Genomic DNA, 15,918 nt, shown 5'->3' on the forward strand with positions numbered 1-15,918 from the left:
CCGATAACCGGGCGCCGCGGCACGGGTTCCCTCGGAACGTTGCGGCAAGCGCCACGGGCCTGTTCTGCCCACCGTTCACGAGTAGCGATTCATCCCTCAAGGCGGCGTGACTTGACGAGTTCGCGCGCGTTCTCAGCTGACAACCGAAATCGGCGTTCACGTGCCGTGTTCAGAGCAGGCGCATCGGGTTGATCAAGCACTCCTTCGGTTTCGCCCTGAGCGACGAGAACGGCCGCCTCACGCAGGTGGACCGGACCGTATGCGAGTTGCTGGGCTACGAGGCGGCCGCGCTTCTCGGCCGCACGCTGAAGGCGCTGACGCATCCCGACGACTGGGCGGCCTGCCAGGGGCTGATGGAGCGCCTTTACGCGCACGACGAGCCCTTCAGCATCGCCAACCGCTACCTTCGCCGGGACGGCACGACCGTCTGGGCCCAGGCCTATCTGACGCGCCTGACCGATGCGGAGGGGCGCGCCACCGTCTCCGCCATGATCCGCCCGGTCCTTCCCTCCCCGCCGCCGATGCTGACGCCCCCGCAGATGATCAGACCCACCATGGACCGCACGCTGCTGGCCGAGCCGGTACGGCCGGTGTTCCGGCCGGTGCCCGGGCGGACCATCAACTAGGAGCAGCCCCCGTTCGGCCGGAAGGCTGTCTTAATACGAATGCCTCATGCTGGCCGCCCAACCATCCAGGGCCGCCCCCATGCGATCCGCTCCCCTCCCTCCTCTCCTGCTGCCCCTCCTTCTCGCCCTCTGCGGCTGCGCGCAGTGGGAAAGGCCGGGCGCCACCCCGCAGCTGCGGGACGCCACACTCGCCCGCTGTGAGGCCGCCGCCTACAACCGCGCTCGCCCGGAAAACATCCGCGTGATGACCGACCGTGGCGGCTGGGTGCCGGGCTCCCGCGAGTGCCGGGGAGAAGGCGAGCGGCGCCGCTGCACGGAGACGCAGGGCTACCGGCGCTCCCCGAGCTACAGCACGCGGGACGCGAACGAGCCGGTGCGGGAGGCCATGGTCTCGGACTGCATGCGGCGGGACGGCTGGGTGCTGCGCTGAGGTCCGGCCCCTTGCACCGCGCCGGGCCTGACCGCATACCGCCGAAGGACACCGGGGGGAGCCCATTCCGGGCTGAGAGGCGGGGAAACCCGCGACCCCTGGAACCTGACCCGGTTCGGACCGGCGTAGGGATCGGTGCACCATGACGGCCCAGCACCCGCCCATGGCGGAATCGCCCCCTCTCCCGCCCCGGCGGGACATGGCGCATGCTGCGCTGCCCTGCCCCTCCTCCCCGCCCGCTCTCTCCGGGATGGAGAGGACAGGATGCACCGCCGCTCGCTTCTGAAAGGGGGCGCCCTCTCGGCGCTCCCGCTTCCCGCGCTGAATCAACCCGCCTTGGCCCAGCCCGCGCGCGCCAGGACGCTCCGCTTCGTGCCGCAGGCGGCGCTGACCGCGCTGGACCCGATCGTACAGAACGCGACGATCAGCACGACGCACGGCTTCTGCGTCTTCGACACCCTTTTCGCGACCGACGCGCGGCTGAATATCCACCCGCAGATGGCCGCGGGCCACGAGGTGAGCGCGGACGGGCTGCTCTGGACCATCCGCTTGCGCGATGGCCTGCGCTTCCACGACGGCGCGCCCGTTCTGTCGCGAGACTGCGTGGCGAGCCTGAAACGCTGGTGCGCGCGGGACCTCTTCGGGCAAATCCTGGCGAAATCAGTGGTCGAATGGGGCGCGCCCGACGACCGGACGCTGACCATCCGCCTAGGCCGGCCCTTCCCGGCGATGCTTTACGCGCTGGGCAAGCCCGCCAGCGTGCCGCCCTTCATCATGCCGGAGCGCCTCGCGGCCACCGCGCCCGACCGGCCCGTGCCGGAGATGATCGGCAGCGGCCCCTGGAAGTTCCTGGCCGGCGAGTTCAACCCCGGCAGCTTCGTCGCCTATGCCCGCAACGAGGCCTATGTTCCGCGCGACGAGCCGGCCGAGGGCGCCTCGGGCGGCAAGCGCGTGAACTTCGACCGGCTGGAGTGGCACATCATCCCCGACGGCGCGACGGCGGGGGCGGCGTTGCAGCGGGGCGAGGTGGACTGGGTGGAATACCCTCTGCCCGACCTGCTGCCGCTGATGGCGCGGGACCGCAACATCCGCACGCAGATCTACGATCCCACCGGCTTCCTCGGCGTCATCCGCTTCAACCACCTGCACGCGCCCTTCGACAAGGTGGAGGTCCGCCGCGCGGTGCGGGACTGCATCAGCCAGCCCGACCACATGGCGGCGGTCGCCGCGCCCGGGGACTGGCGGGAGTGCCACGCCCTTTTCCCCTGCACCCTGCCGGGCGTGGTGGAATTCCCGAGCCCGCCACGGGACATCGCGAAGGCGCGCGCCGCCATCCGCGCCGCGGGGGCGGAGGGCGCCAAGGTGGTGGTGATCAACCCCACCGATTTTGCGGCCGTCGCGCCCCAGGGCCGGCTGGCAGCGGATGTCTGCCGCCAGCTCGGCTTCGAGGTGGACCTGCAGGAGATGGACTGGGCCGCGATGCTCTCCCGCCGCAGTTCGCGCGAGGATGCCGCCCATGGCGGGTGGAGCATCTACCCCACTAACTTCCCCGCGGCCTCCATCGCCAACCCCGCGGTAAATTCCGGCATCCGGGGCGACGGGCCGACGGCCTGGTTCGGCTGGCCGACCGACCCGGCGACCGAGGCAGGCATCGAGCGCTGGCTCTACGCCCCGGGCGCTGCGGCCCAGGCTGAGGCCTTCGCCGAGGTGCAGCGCACGGCCTGGGAGCATGTGGGCTTCGCGCCCAGCGGCCTCTTCGTGCTCAAGACCGCCTTCCGCTCGGATCTGTCGGGCGTACTGCAAGGGCCGAACCCCTATCTGTGGAACCTCCGGCGCGGGTAAGCCGGACGCCGGACGCGAAAAAGGCCGCCGGGGTTGCCGGCGGCCTCTTCATCGTCGTCGGTGGCGCGGGCGTTGTGCCCGCGCCGTGGCTCAGGAGTGCTGGCCGCCGCCGCCGGTCGCGCCGCTGCGCTCCAGGAAGCTCTGGGCCGGCGTCTGGGCCGGGCTGGACAACGGGGTGCGGCTGCGCTGGATGGTCGCCTCGGGCACCTCGATCGGGCCGTCAACGGTGGCGAGGGTGCGGGCGCTCACGTCCTGCGCGACGAAGGAACCCACGACCGCGGCGGCGAGGCCAAGCGCGCGGAGGGTCTTGGTCATGCTGGTAGTCGACATCATACATATCCTAGGTGAATGGCGCCAAAGCATATCGGCGCCTCGTCACCTCATATGCGCCACCCTTTGCCCTTTACCACGTGGCAGCGCGGATAGCTGCCATTCGTCCGGTGGATGGAACTTTGCCCAGGAGAGACACTGATGCAACGAAGGCCGGACGAAGTGGGGCTGCGGCAGTTCGACCTGAACCTGCTGCCCGTCTTCGCGGCCCTGATGCGGGAGCGGAGCGTAACGCGGGCGGGGGAGACGCTGTTCCTCTCCCAGCCCGCCACCTCCTCCGCGCTCGCGCGGCTGCGCGCCTATTTCCACGACGAGCTCTTCGTGCGCAACGGCCGGGTGTTGGAGCCGACCCCGCGCGCCGAGGCGCTGATGGAGCAGTTGGCGCCCGCGCTGACGGGCATGGCCGGCGCCGTGGCCGGCGCGGTCCCCTTCGACCCCGCGACCGACAGCCGCACCTTCCGCCTGGGGATGAGCGCGGATATCGGCATGGCGATGATTCCGGTGCTGCCGCAGCTGCGCCGGGCGGCGCCGCACTGCCAGTTCATCATCCGCACTGCCAACTACCGCAACATCCCGCATCTGCTGGACTCGCGGGAGGTGAACACGGCGATCGGCCTGGCGATCGACCTGCCGGCGGCGACGAAGCAGCGGGTGCTCCGGCGGGACGGGTGGCGGGTGGTGCGGGACGCGGCCTCGCCGGGGCCGGTGGACCTCGACAGCTACTGCGAGCGGCCGCACCTGCTGGTGACGCCGCGGGGCGATCTGATCGGCTTCGCGGACGAGGCGCTCGCGAAGCTCGGCCGCAAGCGGCACGTGGTCATGGGCATCCCGGATTACGCCCTCATGCCGCGCACCCTGCCGGGCTCGGACATGCTCTGCCTCATCCCGGAGGGGGCGCTGGCGGCCATGGACGCGCTGGGGATGCTCGCAGGCCTCGCGCACGATCCGCCGCCCTTCCCCTGCCCGGAGGCGCTGACGCACATGGTCTGGCGCGCCGCCGTGGACCAGGACCCGAGCGAGGTCTGGCTGCGGGGCAAGCTGGTGGAGTGGCTGTCCCGCCGGTGACGGGTTCGCAGCGGTGGTGCCACCTGCAGGGAGGCCTGTTAGAGGGACGCATGCCCGACGCCCCCGCCCTGCTGGACGCCGCCCGCGCGCATTTCGCCGATGGCGTCACCCTGCCCCTTCCCGCCCGTCGCGCCGCGCTCGAAGCCCTGCGGGCCGGGTTGGAAGCGATAGAGGGGGAGCTTCTGGCCGCGCTAGCCGAGGACCTCGGCAAGTCGGAGTTCGAGGCCTGGACCTCCGAGATCATGCTCGTGCGGCAGGAGATCGCGCTGGCGCTGAAGCGCCTCCCCCGCTGGGCCGGCGAGCGCCGGGTGGGCGGGCGCTGGTTCCACCTGCCGGGGCGGGCGGCGCTACGGATGGAGCCGAAGGGGGCGGTGCTCATCCTCGGCCCCTGGAACTACCCCGTGCAGCTCTGCCTCGTGCCGCTGGTGAGTGCCCTCGCGGCGGGGAACGCGGTGGTGCTGAAGCCCTCCGAGGTCGCGCCGGCGACGGCGGCGGCGCTGGGCCGGCTGGCCGCGCGCTGCTTCGCGCCCGGGCATGTGCAGGTTGTGGAGGGCGGGCCGGAGGTGGCGGCAGGCCTGACCGCGCAGCCCTTCGACCACATCTTCTTCACGGGCGGCACGGAGACCGGGCGGAAGGTGGCGGAAGCCGCGGCGCGCAACCTGGCGACGGTGACGCTGGAGCTGGGCGGCGCCAATCCCTGCGTGGTCGATGGCGGCACCGACATCGCGCTGACGGCGCGGCGGATCGCCTGGGCGAAGTTCCTCAACGCGGGGCAGACCTGCCTCGCCCCCAACCACCTGCTGGTGCGGGAGGACGTGGCGGAGGCGCTGGTCGCCGCCTTGCGGGAGACCCTGGCACGCTTCTACGGCGCCGACGGGCGCGGGATGCAGCGCGTCGTGAATGCGCGTCACCTCGCGAGGATGCGGGCGGTGGCGGCGCGCGGGCGCGTGGCCCTGGGCGGCGGCGTGGACGAGGGCGCGCTGCACATGCAGCCGACCCTGCTCCTCGACCCCGACCCCGCGCTGCTGGAGGAGGAGATCTTCGGCCCCGTGCTGCCCATCGTGACCTGGCGGGACCGGGCGGCGATGCTCACGGATCTCTCCCGCCGCCCACGGCCGCTCGCGCTTTATGCCCACACGCGGGACACGGACTTCGCCGAGGCGGTAGCGCGCGCCCTGCCCTCCGGCGGGTTCTGCGTGAACGAGGCGATCGTGCACTGCACCGTGCCGGACCTCCCCTTCGGCGGCGTAGGCCCGAGCGGCCAGGGACGCTACCACGGGGAGGCGGGGTTCGAAGCCTTCTCCAACGCGCGCGCGATCTTCCGCCAGCCCGCCGGGATCGATCCGCCCGTGCGGTATCCGCCGTACAAGACACCGCTCTCGATTATCCGGCGGATCATGGGATGAATGATTTCGATGCGATCGTGCTCGGCGCGGGCGCGGCGGGGCTGATGTGCGCCATGGCAGCGGGGCAGCGCGGGAAGCGCGTGCTCGTGCTCGACCACGCGGAGGGGCCGGGGGCGAAGATCCTCATCTCCGGCGGCGGGCGCTGCAACTTCACAAACACGGGCACGGAGCCCTCGCGCTTCTTCTCGGCCAATCCGCAATTCGCGCGCTCCGCGCTCAGCCGCTACACGGCCGGGGATTTCATCGCGCTCGTCGAGAAGCACCGCATCGCCTATCACGAGAAGACGCTCGGCCAGCTCTTCTGCGACGGCTCGGCGCGCGCGATCCTGGACATGCTGCTTGCGGAATGCGCGGCGGCGGGCGTGGAAATCCGGCTGCGGCACCGTGTCACCGACGTCTCCCGCGCGGACGGCTTCCGGGTGGAGACGGACCGCGGCGCCTTCACCGCGCCGGCGCTGGTGCTGGCAACCGGCGGGCTCTCCATTCCGAAGATGGGCGCGACCGGGCTCTCGCTCGACATCGCGCGCCGCTTCGGGCTGCCGGTGGTGGAGCCGCGACCGGGCCTCGTTCCGCTGACCTTCGGGGAGGAGGCGCTGTCCCTGATGCGGCCGATCTCCGGCGTGTCCCTGCCCGTCGAGGCGCGGGCGGGCGCATCGACCTTCCGGGAGGCGATGCTCTTCACCCATCGTGGCCTGTCGGGGCCCGCGATCCTCCAGGTCTCCACGCCCTGGCGGCCGGGCCAGCCGATGACGGTGGACCTGCTGCCGGACGTGGATGCGGGCGCCTGGCTGCGGGCTCGGCGGGACGAACGCCCACGGGCGGCGCTGCACACCGTGCTGGCGGAGCGGCTGCCGCAGCGCCTGGCCTCGGCGCTGGGCACGACGCGGCTGGCCGAGCACACGCGCCCCGTGGGCGAACTCGGCAACAAGGCGCTGAACGGCGTCGCGGCGATGTTGAAGTCGATGGTGCTGACGCCCACCGGCACCGAGGGCTACGCCAAGGCCGAGGTGATGGCAGGCGGGGTGGACACCGCCGCGCTTTCCTCGCGCAGCCTCGCGGCGAAGGAGGTGCCGGGGCTGCACGTGGTCGGCGAGGCGGTGGACGTCACGGGCTGGCTCGGAGGCTACAACTTCCAGTGGGCCTGGGCCTCCGGCTGGTGCGCGGGGCTTTCGGTCTGAACCACGCCGGGTCGGGAGCCTACCACTCGACCCCGATCTTACCGAAGTGGCCTGCGCCCTCCTGGTGGCGGAAGGCCTCGGACAGTTCCTCCAGCGCGAAGACGCGGTCGATCACCGGGCGCAGACCGCCGCCATCCAGCGCGCGCACGAAGTCCCGTTGCTGGCGGCGGCTACCGACGATCAGCCCTTGCAGCCGCGCCTGCTTTGCCATGAGCAGCGCCGTCGGCACCTCGCCGCCCCGCCCGGTCAGCACGCCGATGAGATGGATATGACCGCCGACGCGCACGGCCCCGATGGATTGCGGCAGGGTGCCAGGCCCGCCGACCTCCACCACGTGGTCCACGCCGCGGCCGCCGGTCAGCTCGCGCACGCGGGCGCCCCATTCGGGGGTCTCGCGGTAGTTGATCGTCTCGTCCGCGCCGAGGTCGCGCGCCCGCTCCAGCTTCTCGCCGGAGGAGGAGGTGATGATGACGCGCGCCCCGGCCAGTTTCGCCAGTTGCAGCGCGAAGATGGAAACGCCGCCGGTGCCCAGTGCCAGCACCGTGTCCCCGGGCTTGAGGCCGCCATCCTCCACCAGGGCGCGCCAGGCGGTGAGCCCCGCGGTGGTCAGCGTCGCCGCCTCCAGGTGGGTGAAGCCGCGGGGGGCATGGGTGAAGGCGGTGGCGGGCAGGGTGACAAATTCCTGCGCGAAACCGTCGATGCCGTCACCGGGCGTGCGGGAGAAGTCGGGGATGGTGGGGGCGCCGTCCTGCCAGTCCGGGAAGAAGCAGGAGACGACGTTGTCGCCGGGGGCGAACTCGGTCACGCCCTCGCCCACCGCCTCCACGACGCCGGCGCCGTCGGCCATCAGCACGCGCCCGTCCGCGGCGCGCATCCCTCCGGTGGCGACGCCGAGGTCGTGGAAGTTGAGGGAGGAGGCGTGCAGCGCGACGCGGATCGCGCCGGGGCCGGGCGGCCCGGGATCGGGACGCTCCGCGCACTCGATCCGATCGAGCCCTCCGGGGGCACGCACCACCATCGCCTTCATCGCCGTCTCCATCCGGGTTCCCCCGCCCTAACGCGGGGCGGCAGGCGGCGACTACGGCGCGCGGGCGAGGATGCGGCCGAAATCGCCGTCGAGGGAGTTCAGCGCCGCATCGATCCGCCCGCGGCGCTCGGCAGACCAGCGCGCATCCTCGTCCAGGCGGGCCTTCGCCGCCGCCAGCATCCGCGCCATCTCGGCGGGCTGCGGGCCGCCCGCCGTCGCGCGGTTGCGCACGATGGCGACGGGATCGAGCGTCTCGCGGAACTCCGCCTCGCTCATCGGCAACTCGGCCTCCGGCAGGCTCATCTCGCGCAGCGTGGTCGCGTAGATGCGCTGCGCTTCCGCATAGGGGAAGTCGGTGGGCCGGATGTCGTGCTCCTTGGCGTAGTCCACGACCTCGGAGGCGAAATGGTGGCCGACGCGGAAGGGCAGGCGGTACTTCCGCATCAGCACGTCCGCGACCTCCTGCGAGGCCGTCCAGTCGAGGTTCAGCTCCTCCAGCGCGCGCTCGGGGCTGATGACGAGAGCCTTCAGCACCCGATCCCAACCCTCCAGCAGGGTCACGGCACCGGCGGTGACGGCGGTGTTGTCGGCCACGGCCTTCGTGTCGCTCATGCCCGGCGGGATGTTGTGGCCCTGGATGGCGCGGCCGATGCCGAGCGTCACCACGCGGGAGGCCTGGGCGCGCGTGTCGTTCAGCAGGCCCGGGTTGCGCTTCTGCGGCATGGCCGAGGAGACATAGGTGTTGCCGCCGCCCTCCTGCAGCAGGATCCAGGGGCGCGGCTGCGCGTACTGCGTCATCACGTCCTCGACGAAGGCGCCGGCATGCAGCGCGATGCCGGTGGCGATGGCGCCGATCTCGACGGGCATCTCGGCGGCCGCGATCTGGGCCGCGTCGTAGGCGTTCTCGACGGTCGCCGGGAAGCCGAGATAGGCCGCCATGCGATCCCGGTTCAGCGGCCAGCTCGTGCCGTTCAGCACGGTGGTGCCCATGGGCGAGCGGTCGAGGCGCGCGAAGGCCTCGCGCAGGCGCTGCGCGTCGCGCTCCAGCCCCGCGATATGGCCGAGGAGGTAGTGCCCGTAGCTGTTCGGCTGGGCGGCCACGCCGTTGGTGTAGTTCGGCACGACCGTGCCGGCATGGGCCTCGGCCAGGCGCAGCATCGTCTCGGTGGTGCGGCGCAATTGGTCGGAAAGGCGCAGCAGCTCGTCGCGCTGGATGGCCGCGCGGACGGTCGAGAGCATGTCCTGGCTGGAGCGCCCGGCATGCAGCAGCGTCGCCTCGACGCCCGCGGCCTCGATCAGCAGGGGCTCGAAGGTGATCACCAGGCTCGGGCGGCGGCCGTTGGGCCCGTTGCCCGCCGTGATGACCCGGTTCAGCCCCGCGGCGATGCGCGGTGCCAGGGCGGGGTCGAGCAGCCCCTCCTCCGAGTTGATGACGGTGCTCGCCTTGTTGATCTCGCCGAGCCAGAAGAAGGGGTCCCGCCGGGACGCGGTCTGGCTACCGGTCTGGGCCAGGGCGGCGCTGGAACACATCGCGGCCACTCCGATCAGCAACATCCAACGGCGCATGGCCTGCTCCCTCCACGGCCGGCTGGACCGGCCCTTCGGCGCGCATCCTACGGGGCGGGGGCGGGGGCGGCCAAGCCGGGGCGCCCGCGTGTATCATTCCGCCCCTCCCCACCCTATATCCCCGGCCACCATGCTGCGCCTGACCGAGATCAAGCTTCCCCTGGACCACGCCGAGGATGCCCTGCGCGACGCCGCGGCCGCGCGCCTGGGCGTGCCGCCCGGGGAGGTGCTGGACATCACCATTTTCCGCCGCGGCTACGACGCGCGCAGACGGGGCGCCATCGCGCTCATCTACACGCTCGACGTCGCGCTGCGCGACGAGGCGGCGGCGATGGCGCGGCTGGGGGCGCACCGGCACGTCTCGCCCACGCCCGACACCCACTACCGCCTGCCCTCCGCCCCCCCTGCCCCGCCCCGGCTGCGGCCGGTGGTGGTCGGCGCCGGGCCCTGCGGCCTCTTCGCCATGCTCATCCTCGCGCAGATGGGCCTGCGCCCGATCCTGCTCGAGCGCGGCAAGGTCGTCCGGCAGCGAACGCAGGATACCTGGGGCCTCTGGCGGCGCTCCGTGCTGACGCCGGAATCCAACGTGCAGTTCGGCGAGGGCGGCGCGGGCACCTTCTCGGACGGCAAGCTCTGGAGCGGGATCGGCGACAACGCGAACCGTATCCGCAAGGTGCTGGAGGAGTTCGTGGAGGCGGGCGCGCCGGAGGAGATCCTCTACGTTTCAAAACCTCATATCGGCACCTTCCGCCTCGTCTCCATGGTCGAGCACATGCGGGCGGGAATCGAGGCGCTGGGCGGCGAGTACCGCTTCGGGACGCGGGTGGAGGATGTGGTGCTCGGCCCTGACCGGCGGGTGCGGGGCCTCGGCCTCTCGAACGGCGAGTTCCTGGAGGCGGACCACGTGGTCCTCGCCGTCGGCCACTCCGCGCGCGACACCTTCACCATGCTGCACGAGCGCGGCGTCTACATGGAGGCAAAGCCCTTCTCCATCGGCGTGCGGATCGAGCACCCGCAGGGCATGATCGACCGCTGCCGCTTCGGGCCGCAGGCGGGCCATCCGGTGCTCGGCGCGGCCGACTACAAGCTCGTGCATCACTGCACCACGCCGGCGGCGGAAGGCCGCGCCGTCTACTCCTTCTGCATGTGCCCGGGCGGCACGGTGGTCGCGGCCACCTCCGAGCCCGGCCGCGTCGTGACCAACGGGATGAGCCAGTATTCCCGCAACGAGCGCAACGCGAATGCGGGGATCGTGGTGAGCATCACGCCCGAGCGCGACTATCCCGGCTCCCCCATCGCCGGCATCGACTTCCAGCGGCACTGGGAGGAGCGCGCCTTCGTCGCAGGCGGGAGCGATTACCGCGCGCCGGCGCAGCTCGTCGGGGATTTCCTGGCCGGGCGCCCCTCCACGAAGCTCGGGGAGGTCGTGCCCTCCTACAAGCCGGGCGTGACGCCGACGGATCTCTCCCAGTGCCTGCCGGACTTCGCCGTCGCCGCCATCCGCGAGGCGCTGCCGGCCTTCGAGCGGCAGATCCGCGGCTTCGCCATGGCGGACGCGGTGCTGACGGGGGTGGAGACGCGCACCTCCTCCCCGCTGCGCATCAAGCGGGATGAAACGGGACAGAGCCTGAACACGCCCGGGCTTTTCCCGGCCGGCGAGGGCGCGGGCTATGCGGGGGGCATTCTCTCCGCCGGCGTGGACGGGATCAGAGCGGCGGAGGCGGTGGCGGCGAGCCTTTCCTCGCTCGTGCCCGCGGAGAACAGGGACTGAATGGTGGAATTCGCGCTCGATACCTTCGGGGACGTGACCCGGGGGCCGGATGGAGCCTTGCTGCCGCAGGCCCAGGTGATCCGCAACCTCGTGGAGGAGGCGGTGCTGGCCGATGAGCTGGGCATCGACTTCTTCGGCGTGGGCGAGCACCACCGGGAGGACTTCGCGATCTCCGCGCCCGAGGTGGTGCTGGCGGCGATCGCGGCGCGCACCACCCGCATCCGGCTGGGATCGGCGGTGACGGTGCTCAGTTCCGACGACCCGATCCGCGTCTTCCAGCGCTTCTCCACCCTCGACGCCGTATCGTCAGGGCGGGCGGAGGTGATCCTCGGGCGCGGGTCCTTCACGGAATCCTTCCCCCTCTTCGGCTTCGAACTCGACCAGTACGAGACGCTGTTCGAGGAAAAGCTCGACCTCTTCGCCGCCGTCCGCAGCGGCGAGCCCGTGACCTGGGAGGGCACGACGCGCGCGCCGCTTGCCGACCAGCGCGTCTTCCCGCCGGTGGAGCACGGGCTGCTCCGCAGCTGGATCGGGGTGGGCGGCAGTCCGAAGTCGGTGATCCGCGCGGCGCGCTATGGACTGCCAATGATGCTCGCGATCATCGGCGGCGATCCCCAGCGCTTCCGGCCCTATGTCGATCTCTACCACCAGGCGCTCGCGCAGTTCGGGGTCGAGACGCAGCCGGTGGGCGTGCACTCCCACGGCTACGTCGCCGAGACCGACGCGCAGGCGCGGGAGGAGCTCTGGCCGCACTGGAAGGCCTCGCGCGACCGGATCGGCGCCGAGCGCGGCTGGCCGGCCGCGCGGGCAGAGGACTTCGAGCGGGAGATCGCGGGCGGCTCGCTCTATCTCGGCGCGCCGGAGACGGTGGCGCGGCGGATCGCCTCCACCGTGGGCGCGCTGGGCCTCTCCCGCTTCGAGATGAAGTACAGCGCCGGCACCCTGCCGCATGAGCGCATGATGCGGAGCATCGAGCTCTACGGCCGCGAGGTCGTGCCGATGGTCAAGGACATGCTCGCCTGAACCGGACCGGCGGGATCGGCGTTTCGTTCCCGCCATGAGCGATGATCCCCTCGCCCCCTACCGCGCCAAGCGCGACTTCAGCCGCACGCCGGAACCCGAGGGCACGGCGCCGAAGCGACGCAAGCAGAAGGCGCTGCGCTTCGTCGTGCAGAAGCACGAGGCCACCCGCCTGCACTACGACTTCCGGCTGGAACTGGGCGGGGTGCTGAAATCCTGGGCGGTGACGCGCGGCCCGAGCCTCGATCCCGCCGAGAAGCGCCTGGCCGTGGAAGTGGAGGACCACCCACTGGAATACGGCGGCTTCGAGGGGGTGATCGCCGAGGGCTACGGCGCCGGCACGGTCATGCTCTGGGACCGCGGCACTTGGATACCGGCCTCCGACGACCCGGCGGCCGACCTCGCAGCGGGCCGGCTGCGCTTCACGCTGGAGGGCGAGCGGCTGCGAGGCGGCTGGCACCTCGTGCGAATGCGCCCGCGCGGGGAGGCGAAGCACAACTGGCTGCTGGTGAAGGATGAGGACGAGGAAGCCCGCCCCGGCGACGCGGACGCGCTGCTGAAGGAGGCTGCCGTCTCGGTCAGCACGGGGCGGAGCATGGCGGAGATCGCGGGCCGCCCGGCGGAGGCGCCGCGGAAGGCTGCGCGGGCTAAACCGGCTGCCGTGAAAGCCGAACCCGCGAAGGCCCCGCGCAAGCGCCTCCCATCCTCTGCGGAGGCGATGGTGGCCGGCGTCTCCCTCACGCATCCGGACCGCGTCTATTGGCCGGCGGAGGCGATCACCAAGCGCGACCTCGCGGAATACCTGGAGGCGGTCGCGCCCCGCCTTCTGCCCTGGATCGCCGGGCGGCCACTCTCGCTGCTGCGCGCGCCGGACGGCATTACCGGCGAAACCTTCTTCCAGCGGCACGCTGGGCGGGGCACATCCAAGCTCATCACCCAGGTAAAGCCGCGCGGGGAGTCGGCGCCACTGCTGCAAGTGGACACGCCGGAAGGGCTGATTGCGCTGGCCCAGTTCGGCGCGCTGGAGATCCACCCCTGGCCCGCGCGCAGCGCCACGGTCACGCGCCCGGACCGGATGATCCTCGACCTCGATCCGGCGGAGGATCTGGGCTTCGACGCGGTGGTGGCGGCCGCGCTGGCCCTGCGGGAGCGGGTGGAGGCGCTGGGCCTCGTTCCCTTCTGCAAGACCACGGGCGGCAAGGGGCTGCACGTCGTGGTGCCGGTCACCGGGGCGACGTGGAAGGCGCTGCACGACGCCGCCGGGCGCATCTGCAAGGCGCTGGAGGCGGAGGAACCCTCGCGCTTCACAACGGAAAGCGCGAAAGCCGTCAGGTCCGGCCGGATCTTCCTCGACTTCCAGCGCAACGCGCGTGGCGCCTCGGCGGTGGCGGCGTGGTCACCTCGGGCTCGCCCGGGCGCGACGGTGTCGATGCCGCTGGACTGGGCAGAAGTGGCGCCGGGCCTCGACCCGCGCGCCTTCACCATCCGGACCTCCCCGGCACGGCTCGCTGCGCCCGACCCCTGGGCAGGGTTCGAGGCGGCGGCGCGCGACCTACCGAAGGGGTGAACGGGAGGCCCTGCGGCCTCCCGTTCAGGGCTTACTGCTTGCCGCTGCCGGGCTCGGCCATGCCGCGGTGGAGCGCCGCGGTCACGCCGGCCGGAAGCACGTTGGCGACGGCGGACTGGATCTTGTTCTTCCAACCGCTGACCACGTCGCCCTCACCCTTCATCATCGCCTCGAAGCCAACGCGCGCGACCATGCCGGCATCGTCCTTCTTGCCCTGGCCAACGGAGGTATCCATCAGGTCCGCGCGCTCGAAGAACTCGGTCTCGGTCGGGCCGGGCATGAGGCAGGTGACGGTCACGCCCGTGTCCTTCAGCTCGTCGCGGATGGCGAAGGAGAAGGAGTTCAGGAAGGACTTCGTGCCGTTGTAGATCGCCTGGAAGCTGCCGGGCATGAAGCCCGCGATCGAGCCGGTGATGAGGATCTTGCCGGCGCGCCGCGCCCGCATCGACTGCCCCACCTTGTGGATGAGGTAGATCGTGCCAGTGATGTTGGTGTCCACCACCTTGCGGGCCTCGTTGAAGTCCTCGTCGAGGAATCCCTTCCCGAGGCCGCGCCCGGCATTGGCGAGAAGCGCCTCCACCTCGCGGCCGCGGGTTGCCGCGAGAAGCTTGTCCACGCCCTCGGTGGTGGAGAGATCAGCCTGCACGGCGTCCACGTTCACGCCGAGCGCGCGCAGCTCGGTGGCCGCGGTCTCGATCGCCGGCTCGTCGGCGGCGATCAGCAGGTCATAGCCGTGGTTCGCGGCTTCCTTCGCAAGTTCGAGCCCGATGCCCGTGGAGGCACCGGTGACGATGGCGAGCGGTCGGATGGCTTGGGCCATGATGGTTCCTCGGATTCGTGGGATCAGGGCTTCAGGACGACCTTGATGCAGCCGTCCTTCTTGTCCCTGAAGGTCTTGTAGAGATCCGGCCCCTGCTCAAGCGACGCGGTGTGCGTGATGACGAAGGACGGATCGATCTCGCCCTTCTGGATGCGCTCCAGCAGGATCGGCATGTAGTGCTGCACGGGGGTCTGGGCCATGCGGAAGGTCAGGCCGCGGTTGATGGCGGAACCGAAGGGGATCTTGTCCAGCAGGCCGCCATAGATGCCGATGATGGAGACTGTGCCGAAGTTGCGGCAGCAATGGATCGCCTGGCGGAGAACGTGCGGGCGGTCCGTGCCCATGAAGGTCGCGACCTTGATGCGGTCGATGACGGAATCGAAGCTTGCGGTGCCATCGGCCTCGGTGCCGACGGCGTCGATGCAGGCGTCGGCACCGCGGCCGTGGGTGCGCTCCTGGATCGCGTCGTAGACATCGACGTCATGGAAATCGAGCGTCTCGGCGCCAGCCGCGCGCGCCATGGCCAGTCGCTCGGGCACCGTGTCGATGGCGATCACGCGCTCGGCGCCGAGCAGGAAGGCGCTGCGGATAGCCATCTGACCGACGGGCCCGCAGCCCCAGATCGCGATCGTCTCGCCGCCCTGGATGTTGCAGAATTCCGCGCCCATGTAGCCGGTGGGGAAGATGTCGGACAGGAACAGCGCCTGCTCGTCCGTCATGCCATCCGGCACCTTGATGTGGCCGACATCGGCGTAGGGCACGCGCACGTATTCGGCCTGCCCGCCGGCATAGCCGCCGAGAATGTGGGAATAGCCGAAGAGGCCCGCCGGGGAATGGCCCCAGAGCTTCTCGGCGGTCTTCGCCGTGCGGTTGGAGCGCTCGCAGCCGGAGAAGAAGCCCTTCTGGCAGAAGAAGCACTCGCCGCAGGCGATGGTGAAAGGGATGACCACGCGGTCGCCGACCTTCAGCTTCTTGTTGTCCTTGCCGACCTCGACCACCTCGCCCATGCACTCGTGGCCGACGATGTCGCCGCGCTCCATGCCCGGGATCATGCCGTCCATGATGTGCAGGTCCGAGCCGCAGATGGCGCAGGACGAGACCTTGATGATGGCGTCGCGGCCGTCCTCGATCTTCGGATCGGGCACAGTGTCGCAACGCATGTCGTTCTTGCCGTGCCAGGTGATCGCCTTCATGCGGGGTCCTCTCTCGGGTTCAGGGCTTGCCTGCCCGGGTGGACCGGGCCGAGGCCTTTCAACGCGCCAGGGCGGCA

At 71.3% G+C, this 15,918-nt stretch carries 14 protein-coding genes and 1 riboswitch; of the genes, 9 read left to right on the forward strand and 5 right to left on the reverse strand.

What is annotated here, in order from left to right; genetic code table 11:
* Nucleotides 1-188: 188 nt before the first annotated feature.
* The 3 genes from BO39_RS20390 (at nt 189) to BO39_RS20400 (ending at nt 2,898) form a co-directional block, all read left to right on the forward strand.
* Nucleotides 189-626: a PAS domain S-box protein gene (locus BO39_RS20390; RefSeq protein WP_043836892.1), complete on the forward strand. Its 438-nt coding sequence runs from the start codon at nt 189-191 to the stop codon at nt 624-626.
* A 79-nt stretch (nt 627-705) separates the two neighbouring features.
* Nucleotides 706-1,056: a hypothetical protein gene (locus BO39_RS20395; protein ID WP_156963793.1), complete on the forward strand. Its 351-nt coding sequence runs from the start codon at nt 706-708 to the stop codon at nt 1,054-1,056.
* A 44-nt stretch (nt 1,057-1,100) separates the two neighbouring features.
* Nucleotides 1,101-1,206: riboswitch (TPP riboswitch) on the forward strand.
* 114 nt (nt 1,207-1,320) lie between these two features.
* Nucleotides 1,321-2,898, forward strand: coding sequence for an ABC transporter substrate-binding protein (locus tag BO39_RS20400; protein ID WP_043836894.1), 1,578 nt, complete (start codon nt 1,321-1,323; stop codon nt 2,896-2,898).
* A 90-nt stretch (nt 2,899-2,988) separates the two neighbouring features.
* Here the strand turns inward: BO39_RS20400 and BO39_RS20405 are convergent, their stop codons facing one another.
* A complete protein-coding gene (locus tag BO39_RS20405; RefSeq protein ID WP_156963794.1) occupies nt 2,989-3,213 on the reverse strand; it encodes a hypothetical protein in 225 nt (74 codons plus the stop codon).
* 156 nt (nt 3,214-3,369) lie between these two features.
* On the opposite strand from BO39_RS20405, the gene BO39_RS20410 reads away from it, so the two are divergent.
* The 3 genes from BO39_RS20410 to BO39_RS20420 are packed head-to-tail and all read left to right on the forward strand — an operon-like array spanning nt 3,370 to nt 6,877.
* Nucleotides 3,370-4,293, forward strand: a complete 924-nt coding sequence (locus tag BO39_RS20410) for a LysR family transcriptional regulator (RefSeq protein WP_043836896.1) — start codon at nt 3,370-3,372, stop codon at nt 4,291-4,293.
* Nucleotides 4,294-4,343: 50 nt separating this feature from the next.
* On the forward strand, nt 4,344-5,699 hold the full coding sequence (locus BO39_RS20415; protein ID WP_043836898.1) for an aldehyde dehydrogenase family protein: 1,356 nt from the start codon (nt 4,344-4,346) through the stop codon (nt 5,697-5,699).
* Entirely contained in the window at nt 5,696-6,877 is a 1,182-nt protein-coding gene (locus BO39_RS20420) for a BaiN/RdsA family NAD(P)/FAD-dependent oxidoreductase (RefSeq protein ID WP_043836901.1), read from the forward strand. The genes BO39_RS20415 and BO39_RS20420 overlap by 4 nt, the downstream gene beginning before the upstream one ends.
* A gap of 19 nt (nt 6,878-6,896) precedes the next feature.
* On the opposite strand, the gene BO39_RS20425 is transcribed toward BO39_RS20420, so the two are convergent.
* Nucleotides 6,897-7,916 carry a zinc-dependent alcohol dehydrogenase family protein gene (locus tag BO39_RS20425; protein ID WP_245615293.1) on the reverse strand — a complete coding sequence of 340 codons (1,020 nt, stop codon included), beginning with the start codon at nt 7,914-7,916 and terminating at the stop codon, nt 6,897-6,899.
* A gap of 39 nt (nt 7,917-7,955) precedes the next feature.
* Nucleotides 7,956-9,470 carry an argininosuccinate lyase gene (locus tag BO39_RS20430; RefSeq protein WP_043836904.1) on the reverse strand — a complete coding sequence of 505 codons (1,515 nt, stop codon included), beginning with the start codon at nt 9,468-9,470 and terminating at the stop codon, nt 7,956-7,958.
* Nucleotides 9,471-9,600: 130 nt separating this feature from the next.
* Between BO39_RS20430 and BO39_RS20435 the strand changes: the two genes are divergently transcribed.
* From BO39_RS20435 to ligD, 3 genes are read left to right on the forward strand one after another with little or no spacing between them, the layout of a single operon-like run.
* Nucleotides 9,601-11,241 (forward strand): NAD(P)/FAD-dependent oxidoreductase, encoded by a 1,641-nt coding sequence (locus tag BO39_RS20435; protein WP_043836906.1) that lies wholly within the window; start codon nt 9,601-9,603, stop codon nt 11,239-11,241.
* Complete coding sequence (locus BO39_RS20440) at nt 11,242-12,264, forward strand: LLM class flavin-dependent oxidoreductase (RefSeq protein WP_043836908.1); 1,023 nt, start codon at nt 11,242-11,244, stop codon at nt 12,262-12,264.
* A 34-nt stretch (nt 12,265-12,298) separates the two neighbouring features.
* A complete protein-coding gene (gene ligD / locus BO39_RS20445; RefSeq protein WP_043836911.1) occupies nt 12,299-13,828 on the forward strand; it encodes a non-homologous end-joining DNA ligase in 1,530 nt (509 codons plus the stop codon).
* Between the two features lie 31 nt (nt 13,829-13,859).
* Here ligD and BO39_RS20450 read toward each other — a convergent pair whose 3' ends face one another.
* Entirely contained in the window at nt 13,860-14,648 is a 789-nt protein-coding gene (locus BO39_RS20450; protein WP_043836913.1) for an SDR family NAD(P)-dependent oxidoreductase, read from the reverse strand.
* Nucleotides 14,649-14,671: 23 nt separating this feature from the next.
* Entirely contained in the window at nt 14,672-15,841 is a 1,170-nt protein-coding gene (locus BO39_RS20455) for a zinc-dependent alcohol dehydrogenase (protein ID WP_043836915.1), read from the reverse strand.
* Between the last annotated feature and the right edge of the window lie 77 nt (nt 15,842-15,918).

The organism is Roseomonas aerilata DSM 19363 (genome assembly GCF_000711725.1).
Classification (GTDB): Bacteria; Pseudomonadota; Alphaproteobacteria; order Acetobacterales; family Acetobacteraceae; genus Roseomonas; species Roseomonas aerilata.